Below are 20451 nucleotides of genomic sequence, written 5' to 3' on the forward strand. Positions count from 1 at the left end.
GGGGTCGCGGCGGCCGTGGGCGGTCAGGCCGCGATGCCGGGCGGGGTCGCTGGGCCCGGCGCGGCCGGCGCTGCCGCTCCCGCTCAGGGCAGTGAGTCCGGGCGCTCGTGGGGCTGGAGTCGCGGCAGCCGCGTCCCCACGACGCTCGTCGTCACCGAGGGGCCCCTCGCGGGCACGTCCCTCCCGCTGCGGGGCGGTGGGATCCTCATCGGCCGCAATCCCGAGTGCGCGCTCGTCCTCGACGACGACTACGCGTCGGGGCGGCACTGCCGCATCGTCCAGGGCCCGGAGGGCTGGGTGGTCGAGGACCTCGGCTCCACCAACGGGACCTACATCGGCCGCGAGCGCCTGACGACCCCCCGGCCCGTCGAGGTCGGCACGAGCCTGCGGATCGGCAAGACCGTCCTCGAGCTGCGGGGCTGACCGGATGGCCATCGCACTGCGCTTCGCCGCGCGCTCAGACCTCGGGCTCGGGCCCAAGCCACGCAACGAGGACTCCGGGTATGCCGGTCCCAACCTCCTCGTCCTCGCCGACGGCATGGGCGGCCACGCGGCCGGCGACGTCGCGAGCTCGATGATCGTCGGCGAGCTCGCCCCGCTCGACGACGAGGACGTCTCGGCCGACCAGGCGATCCCCCTGCTCGAGGACGCGCTGCGCACCGCCAACGCCAAGCTGACCAAGGCGATGCGTGAGAACTCCGACCTCTCGGGGATGGGTTCGACGACGATCGTCATGCTCCGCACGGGCAACAAGCTCGCGATGGCCCACATCGGCGACTCACGGGCCTTCATGCTCCGCGGCGACACCTTCGCTCAGATCACGAAGGACCACTCCTTCGTCCAACAGCTCGTCGACGAGGGGCGGATCTCCCGCGAGGAGGCGAGCAGCCACCCGCAGCGGTCGGTCGTCACGCGCGTCATGACCGGCCAGCCCGACGACGAACCCGACACCTCCCTGCGCGAGGCCAAGGTCGGCGACCGCTTCCTGCTCTGTTCCGACGGCCTGTCCGACTTCGTCGGGTCGGACGTCATCGAGGAGATCCTGCGGGAGGCGAGGACGCCCGACGAGGCGGCCGACCGGTGCATCGAGGTGGCGCTCAAGGCGAGCACCCGCGACAACGTCACCGTGATCGTGGCCGACGTCGTGTCGGCCGACGGCGACGAACCACCCCCGACCGTGGCCCAGGTCGTCGGCGCCGCGAGCAACCGCCTCCGCAGCCGCACTCGGGCCATCCCGACGAGCCCGGCGGAGAAGGCCGCGGCCCTGTCCCGCGAGGCGACCGGCCGGGTGGAGTCGTCCAACGGCAGTGCGGGGCTCGAGCTCGCCGAGGATCGCCGGCGTTCCCGGCGTGGCAAGGTGCTCCGCCGGACGGCGGGCGGCCTCGTCATCGCCGCGATCCTCGCCGGCGGGGCGTATGCCGCGTGGGCGTGGACCCAGAAGCAGTTCTACGTCGCCGCCGACAACGGCAACGTCGCGATCTTCCGCGGCGTCTCCCAGGACCTCGGCCCCCTCAAGCTGTCCCACGTCGAGTCGCCGTCCGACGTCCTCGTCGCCGAGCTGCCGGCCGACGTCCAGACCTCCGTCGGCAACACGATCCCGGTGAAGGACCTCGCCGACGCCCAGCTCAAGGTCGAGGTGCTCCGGGTCCAGGCTCTGCGCTGCCGGCTCATGGCCTTGAGCGGCACCCCGTGCGGCTCCACCCCCGTGCCGACGCCGGTCCCGACCCTGACCGCCACTCCGACGCCCAGCGCCACGTCGAGCGCCACGTCGAGCGTCGCCGCCAAGGCGAAGGGCTCGGCCAGGCCGACCTCGGGGGCGACGACATCCCGCGCGGGGACGCCATGACGACGACCGTCGAGCCGCTCAACCCGCCGACGCGCCGAGGGCTCGAGCTGGCGCTCCTGCTCGGGGCCATCGCGATCGTCCTCATCGCGTGGATCACCGTCGACCTCAACCGCAACGGCACGGTCCCGGCCAACATCGTGCCGGTGGCGGGCGGGCTCTTCGTGCTCGCCCTTGCCGTGCACGTCGTGCTGCGCTGGCGGGCGGCCTACGCCGACCCGCTGCTCCTACCGGTCACGACGGCGCTCAACGGCCTCGGCCTCGTCATGATCCACCGGCTCGACCTCGCCAAGGGCCAGCTCGGCACCGACGGCGACGCCTACCGGCAGATCGTCTGGACGGCGATCGCCGTGGCCATGTCCGTCGCGGTCATCATCCTGCTGCGCGATCACCGGCTGCTCCGCCGCTTCACCTACGTGTCGATGGCCGTCGGCTTCATCCTCCTGCTGCTCCCGCTCGTGCCCGGCATCGGCCTCTCGGTCAACGGCTCCCAGATCTGGATCAAGCTCGGGCCGCTCAGTTTCCAGCCGGGTGAGTTCGCCAAGATCGCCCTCGCGATCTTCTTCGCCGGCTACCTCGTCCAGACGCGTGACGTGCTCTCGCTCGCGGGACGCAAGGTCCTCGGCTTCACGTTCCCGCGCGGGCGCGACCTCGGTCCCATCCTCGTCGCCTGGGTGCTCGCGCTGCTCATCCTCGTCTTCGAAAAGGACCTCGGCTCGGCCCTGCTCTTCTTCGGTCTCTTCGTGGCGATGCTCTACGTCGCGACCGAGCGCGTGTCGTGGATCGCGATCGGCATGCTCCTCTTCTCCGTCGCCGTGGTCTTCGCGCTGTCCGCGTTCACCCACTTCCAGAAGCGCGTCGACCTCTGGCTCGATCCCTTCTCCGCGGCCAACCTCGAGCGGTCCAACCAGCTCGCCAACGGGCTCTGGGGGATGGCGGCCGGGGGCCTGACCGGCACCGGCCTCGGCGCGGGTCGGCCCTGGCTCACGTCGTTCGCCGAGAGCGACTTCATCTACCCGAGCCTCGCTGAGGAGCTCGGCCTCTACGGCTCCATCGCGATCCTGCTGCTCTACCTGCTCTTCTGCGAGCGTGGTGTTCGCACGGCCCTCGGGGTCCGCGACGGGTTCGGCAAGCTGCTTGCCGTCGGCCTCACCTTCTCGGTCGCCTTCCAGCTCTTCATCGTCATCGGGGGCGTCACGCGCGTCATCCCGCTGACCGGACTCACGACGCCGTTCATGTCGCTCGGAGGCTCCGCCCTGCTTGCCAACTGGATCATCATGTCGCTCCTGCTCCGCATCTCCGACCAGGCCCGCCGACCCCTGCCGGACGCCCCGGTCGGCATCGTCGACGACCCGGCCGAGGCCGAGCCGACGCAGGTGGTGAGGCTGTCGTGAACACCCCGATCCGGCGGTTGTCCGTCGTCATGGCGGCGCTCTTCACCACGCTGCTCGTCTCGACGACGCTCATCCAGTTCGTCCAGGCGAAGACGCTCGACGCCATGCCCGCCAACAAGCGCACGATCCTCGACAACTACGCCCGTGAGCGCGGGTCGATCATCGTCGGCGGCCAGGCGGTCGCGAAGTCGGTGCCCGTCGAGGACCAGTACCAGTTCCTGCGCACCTACCCCCAGGGCAAGCTCTACTCCCAGGTCACGGGCTTCTACTCGTATGCCGTCGGGGCGCCGTACGGCCTCGAGCACGCCTCCGACGACCTCCTCTCGGGCAACTCCGACACCCTGTTCGTCCGGCGTGTCACCGACCTCATCACCGGACGCAAGACCGCCGGCGCGACGCTCGACCTGACGATCAACGTCAAGGCCCAGAAGGCCGCCGACCAGGGCCTCGGCAAGAGCCGGGGCGCCGTGGTCGCCCTCGACCCGCGGACCGGCGCGATCCTCGCCATGGTGAGCCACCCGCAGTTCGACCCCAACCCGATCTCGAGCCACGACCTCGCCACGGCGTCCAAGGCCTGGGAGGCGCTCGCGTCCGACCCGAACAAGGCGTTCCTCAACCGGTCGATCAACGAGCTCTACCCTCCTGGCTCGACGTTCAAGGTGGTGACGGCGGCGGCCGCGCTCGAGGAGGGCGTCGTCACCGACGAGAACTCCGTCGTCCCCGGACCCGCGGTGCTGGACCTGCCCCTGACCGACACCAACCTGCCCAACGAGAACCGGCAGCCGTGCGGTCCGGGCGACAAGACGACCCTCATCCATGCGCTCGAGATCTCGTGCAACACCGCATTCGGCTCCCTCGGGCTCCAGCTCGGGGGCGAGAAGCTGCGCGCCCAGGCGGCAAAGTTCGGCTTCGGCGACGTCATCCAGATCCCGATGCGCGTCACGCCGAGCTCGGTGCCGGCCGACCTCAACGCGCCGCAGGCGGCCCAGTCGGCGATCGGCCAGTACGAGGTGAAGACGACGCCGCTGCAGATGGCGATGGTCGCGGCGGGGATCGCCAACCAGGGCCGGGTCATGACGCCTTACCTCATCGACCAGGTGCGCAGCGCCAACCTCGACGTCATCCAATCGACGCCCGAGCCGGTCGAGCTCTCGCAGGCCGTGTCGCCCCAGACCGCCGACATCCTCACGAAGATGATGGTCTCGGTCGTCGACAACGGCAGCGGCGCCCGCGCCCAGATCCCGGGTGTCAAGGTCGCGGGCAAGACCGGCACGGCCCAGCACGACCTCGGCAAGCCGCCGCACGCCTGGTTCATCAGCTTCGCCCCGGCCGACAACCCGCAGGTCGCGGTCGCGGTCGTCGTCGAGGACGGCGGCGTCACGGGCAGCGAGGTCGGTGGCGGCCGCATCGCCGCACCCATCGCGCGCGAGGTCATGAAGGCGGTGCTCGGCAAGTGACGTCCGACCAGCACCGACAGCTCGCGTCAGGGCAGCTCCTCGGCGGCCGCTACACCCTCGGGGCGCCGATCGCCGCGGGTGGCATGGGCGACGTCTGGGAGGGGACCGACGAGGTCCTCGGGCGCCCGGTCGCCGTCAAGGTGATGCGCCCGCGCGGCCCCGACGACGACCTGTTCCTCCCGCGCTTCCGCGACGAGGCGCGGCATACGGCCTCGCTCCAGCACCCCAACATCGCCGCCGTCTACGACTACGGCGAGGAAGACGGCGTCGCCTACCTCGTCATGGAGCTCGTCCCGGGCCAGACGCTCTCGGAGGTCATCCGCGACTCCGGGGGGCTCGAGCCCGAGCAGGTTCGCTCGATCATCGGGCAGGCGGCGCTGGCGCTCTCCGCGGCGCACGAGGCGGGGGTCGTCCACCGCGACGTCAAGCCGGCCAACATCATCATCACGCCGGAGGGCCAGGCCAAGTTGACCGACTTCGGGATCGCCCGGGCCGGCAACGGGTCGGGGCACACGCTGACGGGCGAGGTCCTCGGCACGCCCGACTACATCAGTCCGGAGCAGGCGCTCGGTCAGGAGGCGACCCGGGCGAGCGACATCTACGCCCTCGGGGTCGTGGCCCACGAGATGCTCACCGGCGTCAAGCCCTTCGACATGGGGACCCCCGTCGCGACCGCGCTCGCGCAGGTCAACGACGCGGCGCCGCCGCTGCCCGACACGGTCCCGCTCGACGTGCGCTCGACCATCGAGGCGTGCCTCGCGAAGAACCCCGAGGACCGCCCGAGCGACGCCAGTGTCGTCGCCGAGGCCCTCGGTATGCCGCTGGGCTCCCTCCCCGGGGTCACCCCGCCGTCCGACACGGCCGTGACTCAGGCCCTGCCGATCCCGCCGTCGGCCGGCGCGGACGCCACCCGGGCGATGACGGTGCTCGCGAGCACCCCGACGCCCGCCTGGGCGACCCGAGGCGGTCTCGCGGCCGAGCGACAGCGGGTGGAGCGACGTCGGCGCCGGGTCGTCATGGTCGCGGGGGGTGTTGTCGCGGTCTTGGTGGCCGGCGCCTTCGTGCTCGGCTCCATGCTCGGCGGCCCCAAGCAGGCCGCAGGGGCGGGCACGCCTACGAGGCCGGCCGCCACGAGTGGTGTTGCCGACCCGTCCACGACCTCGGACCCGCCGACCACCTCGACGCGGCCGACCTCCACTCCGACCACCCCCACCTCGGTGGCGACCTCCAGCCCCACGAAGGCCACGTCAACGCCAGTACCCCCCGGACCCGGCAGGGGCAAGGGCAAGGGGAAGAACAGATGACCCGACCACCGACCGCGACAGAGTTCGGAGCCATGACCAGCGAACCCTCGCGCCGACCGGCGGCCACGACCGCCCGGCAGCCCTCGACCCGGCAGCGCGCCGGCCACCCCGACCACACCGGCTACACCGGCTACACCGGCCACGAGCAGAGGCGGTCATCGTGACGCCCTCTCGCATCCTCGGCGGCCGCTACGAGGTCGGTGAGCTCATCGGTCGCGGGGGCATGGCCGACGTCCATCTCGGGCACGACACGCGCCTCGGTCGCCAGGTGGCGATCAAGATGCTGCGCTCCGACCTGGCCCGCGACACCAACTTCCTCATGCGCTTCCGGCGCGAGGCGCAGTCGGCGGCCGGGCTCAACCACCCCTCGATCGTGGCGATCTTCGACTCCGGTGAGGACGAGTCCGGCATCGATCCCGCGACCGGCGCGCGCGCCACGGTTCCGTACATCGTCATGGAGTACGTCGAGGGGCAGACCCTTCGGCAGTACCTCACGGCCCGCGGACAGCTCGACCCGCGGGACGCCATCCGGATCACCGAGGGCATCCTCGACGCCCTCGCGTACAGCCACCGGATGGGGATCGTCCACCGCGACATGAAGCCGGCCAACGTCATGATCACTGCCTCCGGCGGCGTCAAGGTGATGGACTTCGGCATCGCGCGGGCCATCGCCGACACCGCCGCGACCATGACGCAGACCCAGTCGGTCGTCGGCACCGCCCAGTACCTCTCTCCGGAGCAGGCGCAGGGGCAGACGGTCGACGCGCGGTCCGACCTCTACTCGACCGGCTGCCTCCTCTTCGAGCTGCTGACCGGCCGGCCCCCCTTCATGGGCGACTCGCCCGTCGCCATCGCCTACCAGCACGTGGGCGAGCTCCCGCAGCCGCCGAGCATCTTCAACGACGCCGTCGCGGGCGACCTCGACGCCGTCACCCTCCACGCCCTGACCAAGGACCGTGACCTGCGGTACCAGACGGCCGATGCCTTCCGCGCCGATCTCGAGAACATCCGTCTCGGGCGGCAGATCAGCGCGGCGGCACTCGGGACGGCGGCTGCCATCGGGGCCGCGGCGACCCAGACGCTACCGGCGTCGTATGCCGTTGCCGGGACCCCGACCGCGGTGCAGCCGCCCATCACGTCGCGGAGCGAGCGCTACGGCAACACGGCCGGCCTGCCCCCCGTCGGCCATGACGAGGACGAGGACGACGGCCGCCGCGGGAACGGCGCCCGGACCGCCCTCATCACGATCGCGATCCTCGCCCTGCTCGGACTCATCGGCTGGGGCGCCGTGACGTGGTTCGGCAACCAGGCCCCACAGACCGTGACGGTCTCGGTTCCCTCTCTCAAGGGCAAGACCGAGGCCGAGGCCGCGCAGCTTCTCGCGAACGCCCAGCTCCAGGGCCAGTCGACGAAGGCCGCGAGCACGGACGTCCCGGCGGGGCAGGTCATCGACCAGGACCCCACCGCCGGGACGCAGGTGGCCGTGCAGTCGACGGTCAAGTACCGCGTGTCGACCGGCGCGGGCAGCGTCGCCATCCCCGACGTCACGAACTTCCCCCAGGACCAGGCGCGCGCCGAGCTCGAGAAGGCCGGACTTGTCGTCGCACAGATCGTCACCGAGGACACCCCCGACCGCGACAAGGACCGCGTGACGAAGACCGACCCGCCGGCGAACACGACCGTCGACAAGGGCTCCTCCGTCCGGATCTTGGTCGCGAGCGGCAAGGTCAAGGTGCCGACGGACCTCGTCGGTCAGGACTGGGTGCTGGCCGCGAGCAGCCTCAAGGACCAGCGCCTCAAGGCCAAGAAGATCACGGTGACGACTGCCGACGCCGCGCCCGACACCGTGCTCGAGGTCGCAAAGGCCGGTGAGGTCGTCGACTTCGGGACGACGATCGAGGTCAAGGTGGCGGCAGCGCCCGCACCGGCACCGTCGACGGTGACCCTCACCCCGACGGTGACCGACAGCACTCCGGCACCCACGAGCACGTCCTCACCCGGCGGCGGCTGAGGCAGAGACGCCCACCCGGAGTGAAGCAGGCTGAACAGGGCCCCCGACCGATCCGGTCGGGGGCCCTGTTCATGATCTCGACTCCGTGGTGCTCCCAGCCGTCGAGGCGTGCCCGCCAACCCTCGGGGCGGCCGTCTCAGACCGCGGCAGTGACGAGCGGGCTCAGCCCCTTGGAGCGGGCCACCGCACCGGGGTCGCCACAGAGCGCGAGAAAGTTGGCGAGCATCCGATGGCCGCCCTCGGTGAGCACGCTCTCGGGGTGGAACTGGACGCCGTGGAGCGGCAGGGTGCGGTGGCGGACCGACATGATCAGCCCGGAGTCGGTGTGGCCGGTGGCGACGAGCTCGTCGGGGAGCGTGGCGGGGTCGATCGTCAGCGAGTGGTAGCGGGTCGCCGTGAAGGGCGAGGGCAGCCCCTGGAGCACGCCGGTCCCGTCGTGGTGGACGAGCGAGGTCTTGCCGTGGAGCAGCTCGGGGGCCCGGCCGACGGTGGCGCCGAAGACGACCCCGAGCGCCTGGTGCCCGAGGCACACCCCGAACATCGGCAGCCCGGTCCGGGCGCACTCGCGGATCATGTCCATCGAGACGCCGGCGGCCTCCGGCGTCCCCGGCCCCGGGGAGACGAGCACCCCGTCGTATGCCGCTGAGTCCCTCGGTGCCACCGCATCGTTGCGCACGACGTGGCACTCGGCTCCGAGCTGCTCGAGGTAGCCGACGATCGTCCAGACGAAGCTGTCGTAGTTGTCGACGACGAGGATGCGTCGAGGGCGGGATGGGGCGGGGCTTGAGGGCGTGTCCATGGGGGTCCTGCTCACGGTTGCGGGTGGTGCACCGGTGGTGCGGCTGCTCAGCCGATCGGGGTGGCGTGCTGGAGGTCGACCGAACCCGAGTATGCCGGGAACTCGAACTTGTCGTTCGAGCGGACCTCGTAGCCGAGACCGACGGCGTCGACCCACTGGCGGTAGATGGCGACGGTCGGGTCGGCGTCGAGGCCGGCTCGCATCCGGTCGACGTCGCCGATGGCCTTGATCCTGTAGGGAGGGGCGTAGACGCGGCCCTGCAGGATGAGGGTGTTGCCGACGCAGCGGACCGCGCTCGTCGAGATGACGCGCTGGTCCTGGATCATCATGGCCGTGGCGCCGGAGGCCCAGAGCGCGTTGACGACTCCCTGGACGTCCTGCTGGTGCACGACGATGTCGTCGGCCGTGTAGCCGTTGGGGAGCGAGTCGGCCGAGCGCTGGGCGTCGTTGAGGGTGACCTCGACGCCGGGCCCCTTGGCGGTCGTCGTCGCCGCCTCCGGCGCGAGCTCCTTGGCCCGCTGGGTGAGCTGGGCGATGCGCGCGTCGGTCGGTCCGCTGGCCGCCGAGAGGCCGTCGACCTCCTTCTGGAGCGCGTCGAGCCGCTGGACCTTCTCGGCGACCCGGGCGTCCCCGGCGATGATGAGGGCGGGGAGGTCCCGGTCGGCCCGGAGGTCGCTGCCCTGGGCGGCCTGGAAGCTCATCGCGAACATGAGACCGGCGCCGGCCGTGACGAGCGGGACGAGGACGCCCCACGTGGCCCGACGGCGGGAGGTGGCGGGCGTGACTCCGGAGGAGCCGTCCGTGCGTCCGCGGCTCGGCGTGGTGTCCGTCATGTCCTCCGTCGCGTCCTCCGTCGCGTCCTCCGTCGCGTCCTCCGTCGCGTCCTCCGTCGCGTCCTCCGTCAGGTTGTCGGTCAGGTTGTCGGTCGTGGTCTCGGTGGGGTCGCTCGACGGGATGCCGGCGTCGTCGCTCGGGTCGTCGCTCGCGCGATCGACTTCGCTCACCATGCGGGGCCACCTCTCAATTAGGCTGTGCACACCTATTCTGACCCACGCTCTGACCATGAGGAGCCCGCAGTGCCCGAGTCCCGAGGGCGCGACCGCAAGGCCGCCCCGTACATCCCCCCGAAGTCGAGCAAGGCCACCGAGCCCAACCCGACCTGGTGGGCGCCCGTCTTCATCACGCTGCTCGTGCTCGGCCTGCTGTGGATCGTCGTCTACTACATCTCCGCCTCGCAGTACCCCATCGGCTCGATCGGCGTCTGGAACCTCGCCATCGGCTTCGCCCTGCTCATGGGCGGCTTCATCATGACCATGCGCTGGCGCTGACCGACGACGCTGGCCACCAACGCTGGGCCTATCCGGCGGGCTGTCCCCACGGCCCCCACACCCTGTGGACAGGTTTTCCACACCGTTGTCCACACGCTGGGGATGAATGACATGGATGTAAGTCGATCCACAGACTTGTCCACAGTGGTGGACAACGAGCAGGGCCGTGTCCACAACCGGGACGCGGCCCTGCTCGCGTCTGTGGACAGCTCTGTGGACATCCGCCCTGGCAGAGCTCGTCACGGCCTCGCGGCCAGGCCCAGCTCGTCCACGACCGCCTCGGCGGTGTGGGCCGCCGAGTCGTGGCCGTTGTCGAGCCGGACGTGCCGGTACTGCGGCAGCGGCCAGTCCGGGCCCTCGACCCGGCTGCCGTCCGGACGGACCCAGCCCGTGTTGAAGCGCGCCGCCGCCTCGAGCTCGAGGACGTGCGCGCGGGCCCACTCGACGTCGCGCTTGCTCCGCTTGTGGTCCATCCGGTCCGGGCGACCCTCGCGCGAGAGACGGACGTCCTGAGCGGCATACAGCTCGACGAAGTCGACCGGGGCACCCGCCGCCACGACGGGCGCGATGAGGTCCTCGACGGCGGCCGCGTCGGAGTCGCGGTCGAAGTCCCAGGCGAAGCTGAAGACGAGCCCCGGCAGGTCGGCGACGACGGACTCGCGCAGGACCTCGCGCCGGATCAGGTGGTTGATCCGGTTGAACGACGGCGTGCCGAAGTCGAAGACGCCGAGCAGCGGCTCGATCGACATGTGGTTGTGGAAGAGCCGGTAGCCGGTCAACGCGCAGACCTCGCGCCCGACCGTCATCTTCCCCGCGGCGGGCGGCCCGACGACACAGACGAGACGCACGGCGACGTCCTAGCGGAAGACGGTCAGGTTGCGGATCTCGGGCGGGACCGTGAGGTACTTCCCCACGGTGACGACCACGAGCAGGCCGAGCACGAGGCCGAGGGCGATCCAGACGAGGTGACGCACGCCCTGGCGGCGGAACAGGACGATGACGAGGGCGCAGATGATGCCCGTGACGAAGCCGCCGAGGTGCGCCTGCCACGAGATGCCGGGGTAGAGGAAGCCGAAGACGGCGTTGATCGCGATCGTGGCGTACATCGCCGCCGACGACCGACCGAGGTGTCGGTTGAGGACGAGCAGGGCGCCGAAGAGCCCGAAGATCGCCCCCGAGGCGCCGACGACGGCGGTGAACCACGCCCTGTCCTGCCCGGCGGCGATGCCGGCGAGGGTCGGCGACCCGGCGAGGAGCGTCACGCCGACCTGACCGCCGATCCCGCTGATGAGGTAGAGCGCCGCGAACCGCGCCCGGCCGAGCATCGGCTCGAGGTACTGGCCGAGCGTCCACAGGGCGAACATGTTGAAGAGGATGTGGAGGTAGGTCGACGGCGAGTGGAGGAACGCCGCCGTGACGAAGCGCCACGGCTCGGTCCAGCCGAGGTAAGGGGCGAACGCGAACCTGCTCGTGACCTCGCTCGACGCCAGCTGGCCGAGATAGGCCAGCGCACACATCCCGATGATCGTGTAGGTGACGAGAGGCCGGCCGTCGGTGGCTCGTCCTCCGAAGATCGTGCGCGCCTGGGGTGAGGTGCGCGCCGCCTCACGGACGCAGTCGACGCACTGGATGCCGACCGGGGCGGGGCGCTGGCACTCGGGGCAGGCCGGCCGGCCGCAGCGCTGGCACCGCACGTAGGCCTCGCGGTCGGGGTGCCGCGGGCAGACGGAGGGGACGGCAGGCTGGTGGCCAGCCTCCGACGTCATCGGGGGCTGACCACCAGTTCCATTGTCGGCCAACGTGACTCGTCAGTCTTCGATCGTGATCGAGTTGATGACGACGTCCTCACGCGGCTTGTCGTTGGGGCCGGTGGCGACGTTGCCGATCTTGTCGACGACCTCGCGGGACGGACCGTCGGCGACCTCACCGAAGATCGTGTGCTTGCCCTGGAGCCACGTCGTCGGCGCCGTCGTGATGAAGAACTGGGAGCCGTTGGTGCCCTTGCCCATCCGCTTGCCGGCGTTGGCCATGGCGAGCATGTAGGGCTTGGTGAAGTCCTTGTCGGGGCTGATCTCGTCGTCGAACGCGTAGCCCGGGCCACCGAAGCCCTGGCCGAGGGGGCAGCCGCCCTGGATCATGAAGTTGGGGATGATCCGGTGGAAGATCAGGCCGTCGTAGAAGGGGGTCGGGTTGGTGCGCCCCGCGTCGTCCTTGTACTCCTTCTCGCCCTTCGCGAGGCCGACGAAGTTGTCGACGGTCTTGGGCGCGTGGTGGGGGAAGAGTTCGACGACGATGTCGCCGTGGTTGGTGTGCAACGTTGCCTTCATGGGCCTCATCCTCGCACGTATGCCGTCGAGCTCGCCGGGTGCGACGGCACGCTCGGCGCGATGCCGGGTCCCCTCCGGCAGCCGGTGTCCGGCCCGATGTGGTCCGGATCGCTGAGGGTGTCCCGGTCAATGGCTGCGTTCCGTGGGCGGGGTTGGCAGGATGGGTAAGGACCAGAGGACGAGGAGGACTTCATGTTCCGTACCAAGCAGTCCCAGACCGAGGCACTCGCCGACCAGCTCGCCAGCACCGCAAGCGATCTCGGGTCCGCCGCGAGTGAGAAGACCAAGGCGTCGCTCGACGCGACCGCCGAGAAGGTGACCGACAGGCTGGCCCAGTGGCGCGACGCCGCGGCCGAGGCGGCCCAGAGCAGAGCGGCGACCGTCCAGTCCGAGACGATGCCGGCCGTCGCCGAGTCGGCACGCAAGGGCTACGCCGCCGCGAAGGAGTCGGCCAGAGAGACGGCTGCACCGGCGCTCAAGGAGGCGGCGGAGGCGGCCCGCGACAAGCTCGCCGACGCGGCAGAGCGGGCCAAGCCCAAGGTCGAGGCGACGGTGGAGTCGGCGCAGTCGACGTTCGTCGAGACGGTCCTGCCCAAGCTGGGCGCGGCCCTCGCCACCGCGGCCACAGCCATGGCGGCCGGCGCCGAGCAGGCCAAGGCCTCCGCCGCGCCGCACGTAGAGCAGGCGCGGGAGGCCGCGCACTCCGGCGGCGACCGGGCGAAGGACGCGTACGCGGTCCTGACGGGCGAAGCCGTCGCCAAGCGTCGCGGCGGCAAGGGCAAGTGGCTCATCGTCATCGGGCTCGGCGCCGCTGCCGTCGCCGCGTACGCCGCGTACCGGCGGCAGAGCCAGGTGGAGGACCCGTGGGCGACCCCGCTCACCGACCGCACCACGCAGCCGGGATCGACGTCGACCTCGACACCCGCCTCGCTCAAGGAGAAGGCCGCCGAGCAGGTCGGGCACGCCAAGGAGGCCGTCTCCGAGGCCGCGACCAAGGCGAAGGACAAGAGCACCGAGCTGGCCGGCACGGCCAAGGAGAAGGCGAGCGACCTCGCCGCCAAGGGCCAGTCGGCCATCGCCGACGCGAAGGACCGAGCCGGCAGCGCGGCCGACGAGGCCGTGGCGACGACGAGCGCCACCCTCGAGGAGGCCCGCGACGCCGGGACCGCCGCGGTCGACGACGCCAAGGCCGCGCTCGACGACACCCGCGCCGCTGCAGCGGCGGCCCCCAAGGCCAAGACCTCGCGCGCCCGGACGAGCCCGGCCCCGCAGACCGGGGCGCCGGCGGGTGATGCGCCGATCGACACGGTCGACACGGTCGACACGGTCGACACGGTCGACACGGTCGACCCGGCCGTCGAGGGTGTCGAGGGCTCTGAAGGCGGGGGCCCGAGCCAGGGCACCTGAGTCGGGCAGACGACCCACCACGCAGAAGGACCCGGGGCCAGACGGCCTCCGGGTCCTTCTCTGCGTGAGCTGACTCGCACCGACAGGGGGACAGCGCGAGTCAGCACATGCAGAAGGGCTGGGCGCGGTTCGTGCGGGCCCAACCCTTCGCTGCCTCAAGTCTGACACAGACTGGGCACGATGGCGAGAGCCTCAATGGAAATTTGCACGAAATTCTGGTGCGCTGCCGAGTCCTCTCCAGACAAATCATCCGAAACCGGTAGGGGTTGCGTCGGGGGTCCGACGCGAAACCTCTCTGATGGTGCCACTTCGTGACCTCCTTGTGACCTCTTTCGAGGGTATGGATTCGGTATGGATTCGGTAAGGGAGCGGTCGGCAGGGTCGGCACGGTCGCGCCCGACCCGGCTCGGCGGCATACGAACACTGGGCCGGGGCTGGGTCCCGCGCGTACGATCGGTGGCGAAGGGGACCGGCGCCGTGAGGTGGGCCGATGGGCACGAACGTGAGAGTGGGCCTCGGCGAACGGGGAGCAGACGCCGAGCGGCTCGACGTGCTCCATCGTCAGCTCGGTGACCAGCTGCGGTCGGTCGACGGCCTGGCCGTGCGCACGGACGCGCCCGAGGGTGTCGTTCCTGACGGATCGCGGGCCCTCGACCCGGCGACGGTGAGCAGCCTCGCCGTGGCCGTCCTGGGCTCCGGAGGTCTCGCCGCCCTGCTGGCCTCGCTGCGCAGCTGGCTCGGGCGGGAACAGCCGCGCGACCAGCGGACGGTCCGGATCGAGGTGGCCGGGGACGTCCTCGAGCTGACCGGGGCGTCGTCGGGCGAGCAGGACCGGCTCGTCGCCCTCTTCCTCGCGCGTCATGAGGTGGGCGAGTCCTCGTGAGCGAGTCCCCGAGGCGGGTCGTCCCCACGCCGCAGAGCGGGGCCGGGTCCCCGGGACCCGGCGGGTCCTCGGGCGCGCGGCGCGCCCTCATCGTCGCGAACGACACGTACGACCACCCGAGCCTGAGCCAGCTGCGGGCTCCCGAGGCCGACGCCCGCGCGCTCGCCGACGTGCTCGGCGACCCCGAGATCGGCGGCTTCGAGGTGTCGGTCGTGCACAACGCGGCCTCGTACGAGGTCCAGACCCACATCGAGGACCTCTTCGCCGACAGCCGCCCCGAGGACCTCGTCCTCCTGCACTTCTCGGGACACGGCCTCAAGAACGACGCAGGCGAGCTCTTCATCGCTGCGCGCAACACCCGGCCCGACCGGCTCGTGTCGACGTCGGTCCCGGCCGACTTCGTCCAGCGCTGCATGCGCGGAGCCATTGCGCGGACCATCGTGCTCTTCCTCGACTGCTGCTACGGCGGCGCCTTCGGCGAGGGCGTCACCGTGCGCGCGGCCGGACCCGTGAACGTCATGGAGAGCTTCCCCGCGGGGCGGCTGGGCGGGGGACGTGGCCGCGCGGTCATCAGCGCCTCGAGCGCGATGGAGTACGCCTTCGAGGGGACGACCCTGACCGCCGACCACGAGGTGCAGCCCTCGGTCTTCACCTCGGCCGTGGTCGACGGGCTGCGGTCGGGCGACGCCGACCGTGACGAGGACGGCCTGGTCTCGCTCGGCGAGCTCTACGAGTACGTCTTCGACCGGGTGCGCGAACAGAACCCGCGCCAGACCCCCGGGCGGGACGTCGAGATGTCCGGCGAGGTCTACCTCGCCCGAAGCCGGCGCAAGCGCATCCGGCCGCTACCGATCCCAGACCGGATCGCCGACGCCCTGCGTGAGCCCGATCCGACCTACCGTCGTGGGGCCGTGCTCGAGCTCCGCGACCGGCTCGGGCATCCCGACCTCGGCGTCGCGCTCGGCGCGCTCGAGGCGCTCCAGGAGGTCGTCCGGTCGGACATCCGGCTCGTCGCCGACGACGCCGCGGCCTTCCTCGCGGCGGCCGCGCCCGGGGTGAGTCCTTCGTCGCTGGCCTTCGACGCGATCGCGCCTGGTTCGGCCGTGGACGTCGAGCAGGAGGTGAGGGTGAGCGGCATACCGCTTGCTCGGGAGGTCCACGTCGAGGCGGAGCCTCCACTCACGGCCATCGTCGCCGGCGACACGGTCACCGTGACCTTCGCGCCGACCGGCGGGCCGTATGCCGGGTCGCTCACGATCACGAGCCCCACCGGCTCCGTCGTGGTGCCCGTCACGGCTCGGCTCTCGACCGACGGCGTCAGCGAGCCGTCACCAGCGACCGGACTGCTCGGACCGGCTGGCGTCGGATCGGCCGGGGCCGGATCGGCCGAGCCTGAGGCGGGCTCGCCGCCTGCGACCGTTCCGACGCCGGAGCCGCACGTCGAGGAGGTCGAGACGACCTCGGCGGCGACCACCGGGGACGCGCCTCCGGTGGCGGTCAGGAGTGAGACCGACGAGGCGGCGGCCCGCGTCCGAAGGATGCGGATCGCAGCGGGGACGACGGCGGTGGTCGGCGGCGTGTTCACGATGGCGAGCATGCTGCTTCCCTGGCTGGGGAGCGACTCGTCGGCCAGCTTCGAGAGCGACCTGGTCCTCAACCTCGTGGTCTTCGGCGTGCTGGCGATCACCGCGGGCGCGGCGCTCCTCGCGGTGGCGTCGCCCGTGGCCCTGGCGCTGGGGCTGCTCGCCGGGACGGCGGTCGCGACGGCCCTTGGGCTGGTACAGCTCCTCGGCACCGTCCTCGACGGTCGCGGGGACACGCCAGGTCAGGGCTGGTCCCTCAGCCTCGTCGGGCACCTCGTCGTGCTGGCGGCAGCAGTCGTGGCCCTGGGCGGGATCCGGGGAGTACTCACGTTCGCCGGCATCAGGTGGAGCCGTCCCTGGGTGGTCATCGTGTCGCTCGCCGCCGTGGTCGGGGTCCTCTGCATCGCGGACTGGGCGATGTACCTCGGGACGGCCGACGTGCCCGGGTACTGGGTCTTCACGGTCTGGGTCTGGGTTGTCGCGGCTCTCGTGACGCCCGCGGTGGCCCTCAGCCTGGCGCCCGCCGCGGCCGGCCGGGCCATGGTCGCCTCCTGGGCCGTCGGGCTCTTCGGGATCGTGGTGCCGGCGTCCTGGCTGGCCGTGCGGAGTGGAGGCGAGGGCCGGTTCCTGTGGGTGACGGCTGTCTCGTGCGGGGTGCTCCTCGTGGCGTCTCTCGTGGCCTCCCTCGTCGGGCGACAGGGGGATGTCCAGTCGTCTGGCGAGACCCAGGTGGGCAGGTCAGGCGACACCGGACCCGCCTGACCGGCAGCACGACGGCATACGTCGACCGCGCCGTGAGGCCCCGCCGGGTGGCGGGGTCTCACGGCTCGTTGGGTCGGGTGGGTTGGGTGCTGAAACCGCCGAGAGGGCCTCGTCAGCCGCGAGCCGGCAGGAGGACGAGGATCGTGTCCGATCCCGGTGTCGCCGGCCGGCCCGTGCTCTCGACGAGAACCTCGACCCGGTCACCGACCTTGGGTGGGTCGGCGGCGAGCCAGAGCCACGGCGCGCCGCACAGCTGCTCGCCCTGCGCGGTGTCGTCGCGCACGACGCAGATGCCGCGGCCGCTCGACGAGACCTGCGACACCGTCGCCTGCACCCGCTCCGTGACGTTCACGTCGTGCCGATCGCCGGCGGCCAGGGCCGATGCGACCATCGTGCCGATGAGCAACCCACCCACGAGCGAGCCGGTGAGCGCAAACCGCACGCGGCCGTCGTGGAATGGCTTGGCGGGTCCCGTCGCGGGGGCCGCCCGGTCATCGAGGACCATCAGCAGTGACTCCTCTCGAGCAGCGCTCGATCGTTCAGCTCCAGTGGATGTAGGTCTTGACGGTCATGCTTCCCGACGCCGACGGCGGGCTGTGGACGACGGACGTCGCGACGGCCCCCTGGTAGTCCCGCGAGTAACCCGACCAGTAGGCGCCGTATCCCCGGTTGGAGTCGGTCCACACCGGACCCTCCTTGTCGGGGCACACCGTGCCGGAGTAGCCGATGTTGACGCCGGTCTTCGGGTCGGTGACCCCGACCGAGACGGTCCCGCAACTGCCGCGGGGGATCGTCGTGTAGGGGTCCCAGTCGACGACGGAGTTGCCGCTCCCGTACACGACCCAGACCTTGGCCGTGTCCAGCGCGTACCACCAGTCGTCGTCGCGGGCCGTCACCTTCTCCTTGTGGGAGTAGTAGACGTCGCCGCCCGAGGACCAGTCGATGTAGCGGACCGCGCACGCGTGCGACGTCGCGTTGCCTGCATCACCGGACGCGTCGGCGCAGACGCTGTCGAGCAGGACCGGAGCGGCTGCCAGCACCGCGGAGGTCGTTGAGGTCGTGGTCTGCTTCGTCGGTGAGGCGAGAGTGAGTGTGCCACCCGTCGAAGCCGACCGCGCCTTCAGCAGGGCCGCGGTGCCTTCGGGGTCCATGTCGCCGAAGGACCTGACCGCGTCCTCGAAGCTCATGCCCGTAGCCATGGCGTCGAGGACGACGGAGCGCCCGGAGGAGCGGTAGGCCTTGGCGAGTGCCTTGGCGTCCTGATCCTTGACGTCCGGCAGGGTGACGGCGGTCTCGATCCCGCCGGATGCGGTGGGTGCGCCCTTCTTCGTTGCTCCCGTGTCGGACTTCATCGTCGCGAGAGCCCCGCGCTGGCCTGCGACCGTGACGGTCCCCTTGGCCGTGGTGATCGTCGCCACGACCGACCCGTCCTTGGCGACCTTCTCGGCGACCCCCTGGGCAGGATGGTCGAGACCATCGAGGAGGACCGTGACCGTGTCCGGTTTCTCGCTCGCGAGCCCGGGCGAACCCGATGCGAACGAGAGGATGACTCCGGCGCTCAGTGATGCAGCAATGACCTTTCCCCTGCTCATGCTGACTCCCCTTGTCCTGCCCCAGACCCGAGCCGGGGCGAGTACTGGTCAACGTAGTGACAGGGAGCAGAACCGCTGTGGAGAATCCACAAGACGTTTGCCAAGTCTTGACGGTGTGGATACGCAACGCAGACGCGAACCTTGTGCGCCGAGCACCAACGAGGAGGGGTCGGTCATCGCCGTGGCGGCAAAGGGGTCACTGGCTGGGAGGCGGCGACCCGGCATACGACCGCGAGGCGTGGCTCGCCCACGCAGCCGTGGCCGTCACGAGGGCGCTCAGCAGAGCGACCCCGCCGGAGACGACGGCCGGGCGGCGGTACCGCGGGTCGCGGCCTGCCAGCCACGCCATCGAGGCCGCATGGACGAGATCGACACCGATGACGGGCGCCACCGTGAGGCGCGGAGCGGCGGCCTGTGCCAGACCCTGGAGGACATGGCGGGCCCCGAGGGCGGTCGTCGCGAGCCGCTCGTTCTCGCCCGGCCGGGTCGCGTCGACGGCACGCCAGACCTCGGCCCCTCGTGCCAGAAGGACGACACCCCATGCCGCGCCGGCGGCTCCGACGACCCGCAGCACGCCCGGGCCGCTCACCGGCGGCGCCCGAGGGCGAGGGCTGCGGCGCCCGCCAGTCCGACTGCGGCGACGGCTGCAGCCTGCGGGTAGTGGTGCGCCACCCACTGCTGTGAGCTCTGGTTGCGGGACTTCCCGTCGAAGGCGCCGTGCGCGCCGAAGTCACGGCCGCCAGCGCCGTCGGCGGGCTCCCAGAGGTTCGGCTGCTGGTCCTCGTCGCTCAGCTCGCCGGTCTGCTGGGAGCTGAAGCCGGTCCTGGCCAGGTAGCGGTCGAGCAGGCCGGGCGCGACGGCGTTGGCGATGAGGGTGAGGGCCGTCGTGCTGCCGACCCAGTACTCGCGACGCTTGGGATGGTCAGCGGCATACGCAATGGCGCGCGCGGCGACCTCCGGCTGGTAGATCGGGGGCACCGGCTGCGCGTGCTTCGGCAGGCGCGAGAGCACCCACGAGAACTGCGGCGTGTTGAGCGCCGGCATCTGGACCATCGTCACGTGGATGTTGCTGCGCTCGTGGAGCAGCTCGGTCCGCAGCGACTCGTGGAAGCCCTGGATCGCGTGCTTGGCGCCGCAGTAGGCGCTCTGCAACGGGATGCCTCGGTAGGCGAGGGCCGAGCCGACCTGCACGATGGTGCCGCGGTCGCGCTCGCGCATGCGCTTGAGGACGGCCATCGTCGCGTAGACGTAGCCCAGGTAGCTGACCTCGGTGACGCGCCGGAACTCGTCCGGGCTGATGTCGTCGAACTTCGCGAACACCGAGGTGAAGGCGACGTTGACCCACACGTCGATCGGGCCGAGCTCACTCTCGATGCGCTCGACGGCCGCCTCGACCTGGTCGGCGTCGGCGACGTCGGTCGGGATGGCGATGGCCCTGACCCCCTGCTCGCGCGCCTCGGCGGCGGCGTTCTCGAGGCCGACGGTGCCGCGCGCGATGAGGGCGACGTCGGCGCCGCGGCGCGCGAACTCTCGCACGGCCGCGCGTCCGATTCCGCCGCTCGCTCCGGTGATGGCGACAACTTGGCTCATGGGATCCTCCGTTTCGGATGCTTCCTTCCCTTGGGGCCGTACCCATGTGCCTGCCGCACCTCACGCTCGGGCGGGGTCGGGTCGAGCCAGCACGTATGCCGCTGAGCCGGCGTGGCCGCGCCAGTCCCCGACCAGCGCGGTGCACTGGCGGACGCTGACGGTGGCGACGTG

Annotated in this window: 20 protein-coding genes; 11 read left to right on the plus strand and 9 right to left on the minus strand. The window is 71.3% G+C overall.

Annotated features, from left to right (window positions below):
* The 7 genes from N865_RS16955 to pknB all read left to right on the plus strand — a co-directional run.
* Window positions 1–423 (plus strand): FHA domain-containing protein FhaB/FipA (locus tag N865_RS16955; RefSeq protein WP_157557747.1); only part of this gene is annotated, 423 nt, incomplete at its 5' end.
* Window positions 424–427: 4 nt separating this feature from the next.
* Window positions 428–1846: a PP2C family protein-serine/threonine phosphatase gene (locus tag N865_RS16960; RefSeq protein ID WP_051510848.1), complete on the plus strand. Its 1419-nt coding sequence runs from the start codon at window positions 428–430 to the stop codon at window positions 1844–1846.
* Window positions 1843–3237, plus strand: a complete 1395-nt coding sequence (locus N865_RS16965) for an FtsW/RodA/SpoVE family cell cycle protein (RefSeq protein WP_034808563.1) — start codon at window positions 1843–1845, stop codon at window positions 3235–3237. The genes N865_RS16960 and N865_RS16965 overlap by 4 nt, the downstream gene beginning before the upstream one ends.
* A complete protein-coding gene (locus N865_RS16970) occupies window positions 3234–4694 on the plus strand; it encodes a peptidoglycan D,D-transpeptidase FtsI family protein (RefSeq protein WP_034808513.1) in 1461 nt (486 codons plus the stop codon). The genes N865_RS16965 and N865_RS16970 overlap by 4 nt, the downstream gene beginning before the upstream one ends.
* Entirely contained in the window at window positions 4691–5998 is a 1308-nt protein-coding gene (locus N865_RS16975) for a serine/threonine-protein kinase (RefSeq protein ID WP_034808515.1), read from the plus strand. Before N865_RS16970 ends, N865_RS16975 begins: the two co-directional genes overlap by 4 nt.
* A 32-nt stretch (window positions 5999–6030) precedes the next feature.
* Entirely contained in the window at window positions 6031–6162 is a 132-nt protein-coding gene (locus N865_RS23750) for a hypothetical protein (protein ID WP_281173510.1), read from the plus strand.
* Window positions 6159–8009: a Stk1 family PASTA domain-containing Ser/Thr kinase gene (gene pknB, locus N865_RS16980; RefSeq protein ID WP_245603816.1), complete on the plus strand. Its 1851-nt coding sequence runs from the start codon at window positions 6159–6161 to the stop codon at window positions 8007–8009. Before N865_RS23750 ends, pknB begins: the two co-directional genes overlap by 4 nt.
* A gap of 136 nt (window positions 8010–8145) precedes the next feature.
* On the opposite strand, the gene N865_RS16985 is transcribed toward pknB, so the two are convergent.
* A complete protein-coding gene (locus N865_RS16985) occupies window positions 8146–8808 on the minus strand; it encodes an aminodeoxychorismate/anthranilate synthase component II (protein WP_051510850.1) in 663 nt (220 codons plus the stop codon).
* Between the two features lie 47 nt (window positions 8809–8855).
* Entirely contained in the window at window positions 8856–9815 is a 960-nt protein-coding gene (locus N865_RS16990) for a DUF881 domain-containing protein (RefSeq protein WP_245603817.1), read from the minus strand.
* 69 nt (window positions 9816–9884) lie between these two features.
* Here N865_RS16990 and N865_RS16995 point away from each other — a divergent pair, with 69 nt between their 5' ends.
* The gene (locus N865_RS16995) at window positions 9885–10136 is read left to right on the plus strand and encodes a cell division protein CrgA (RefSeq protein ID WP_034808517.1); all 252 of its coding nucleotides are present in this window, start codon (window positions 9885–9887) and stop codon (window positions 10134–10136) included.
* A 239-nt stretch (window positions 10137–10375) separates the two neighbouring features.
* Here N865_RS16995 and N865_RS17000 read toward each other — a convergent pair whose 3' ends face one another.
* Genes N865_RS17000 through N865_RS17010 form a run of 3 tightly spaced genes read right to left on the minus strand, consistent with a single transcriptional unit; the run spans window position 10376 to window position 12463 of the window.
* Window positions 10376–10984 carry a DEAD/DEAH box helicase family protein gene (locus N865_RS17000; protein ID WP_034808520.1) on the minus strand — a complete coding sequence of 203 codons (609 nt, stop codon included), beginning with the start codon at window positions 10982–10984 and terminating at the stop codon, window positions 10376–10378.
* A 9-nt stretch (window positions 10985–10993) separates the two neighbouring features.
* Window positions 10994–11902 (minus strand): rhomboid family intramembrane serine protease, encoded by a 909-nt coding sequence (locus N865_RS17005; protein WP_051510852.1) that lies wholly within the window; start codon window positions 11900–11902, stop codon window positions 10994–10996.
* Between the two features lie 42 nt (window positions 11903–11944).
* Complete coding sequence (locus N865_RS17010; protein ID WP_034808525.1) at window positions 11945–12463, minus strand: peptidylprolyl isomerase; 519 nt, start codon at window positions 12461–12463, stop codon at window positions 11945–11947.
* A 192-nt stretch (window positions 12464–12655) separates the two neighbouring features.
* Here N865_RS17010 and N865_RS17015 point away from each other — a divergent pair, with 192 nt between their 5' ends.
* The 3 genes from N865_RS17015 to N865_RS21950 all read left to right on the plus strand — a co-directional run bounded on the left by N865_RS17015 (window position 12656) and on the right by N865_RS21950 (window position 17098).
* Window positions 12656–13870, plus strand: a complete 1215-nt coding sequence (locus tag N865_RS17015; RefSeq protein ID WP_034808528.1) for a hypothetical protein — start codon at window positions 12656–12658, stop codon at window positions 13868–13870.
* A 490-nt stretch (window positions 13871–14360) separates the two neighbouring features.
* Window positions 14361–14753, plus strand: coding sequence for an effector-associated constant component EACC1 (locus N865_RS17020; RefSeq protein ID WP_157557748.1), 393 nt, complete (start codon window positions 14361–14363; stop codon window positions 14751–14753).
* Window positions 14750–17098: a caspase family protein gene (locus N865_RS21950; protein ID WP_051510856.1), complete on the plus strand. Its 2349-nt coding sequence runs from the start codon at window positions 14750–14752 to the stop codon at window positions 17096–17098. The genes N865_RS17020 and N865_RS21950 overlap by 4 nt, the downstream gene beginning before the upstream one ends.
* A gap of 112 nt (window positions 17099–17210) precedes the next feature.
* Here the strand turns inward: N865_RS21950 and N865_RS17030 are convergent, their stop codons facing one another.
* From N865_RS17030 to N865_RS17045, 4 genes are all read right to left on the minus strand, one after another.
* Complete coding sequence (locus N865_RS17030; protein WP_034808530.1) at window positions 17211–17603, minus strand: hypothetical protein; 393 nt, start codon at window positions 17601–17603, stop codon at window positions 17211–17213.
* 34 nt (window positions 17604–17637) lie between these two features.
* Window positions 17638–18690 carry a hypothetical protein gene (locus N865_RS17035; protein ID WP_034808533.1) on the minus strand — a complete coding sequence of 351 codons (1053 nt, stop codon included), beginning with the start codon at window positions 18688–18690 and terminating at the stop codon, window positions 17638–17640.
* A 196-nt stretch (window positions 18691–18886) separates the two neighbouring features.
* Window positions 18887–19279 (minus strand): hypothetical protein, encoded by a 393-nt coding sequence (locus N865_RS17040; protein WP_157557749.1) that lies wholly within the window; start codon window positions 19277–19279, stop codon window positions 18887–18889.
* Window positions 19276–20280, minus strand: coding sequence for an SDR family oxidoreductase (locus tag N865_RS17045; RefSeq protein WP_034808539.1), 1005 nt, complete (start codon window positions 20278–20280; stop codon window positions 19276–19278). The genes N865_RS17040 and N865_RS17045 overlap by 4 nt, the downstream gene beginning before the upstream one ends.
* Window positions 20281–20451: the final 171 nt, after the last annotated feature.

The sequence above is a fragment of the Intrasporangium oryzae NRRL B-24470 genome (assembly GCF_000576595.1).
GTDB classification, from domain to species: Bacteria; Actinomycetota; Actinomycetes; order Actinomycetales; family Dermatophilaceae; genus Intrasporangium_C; species Intrasporangium_C oryzae.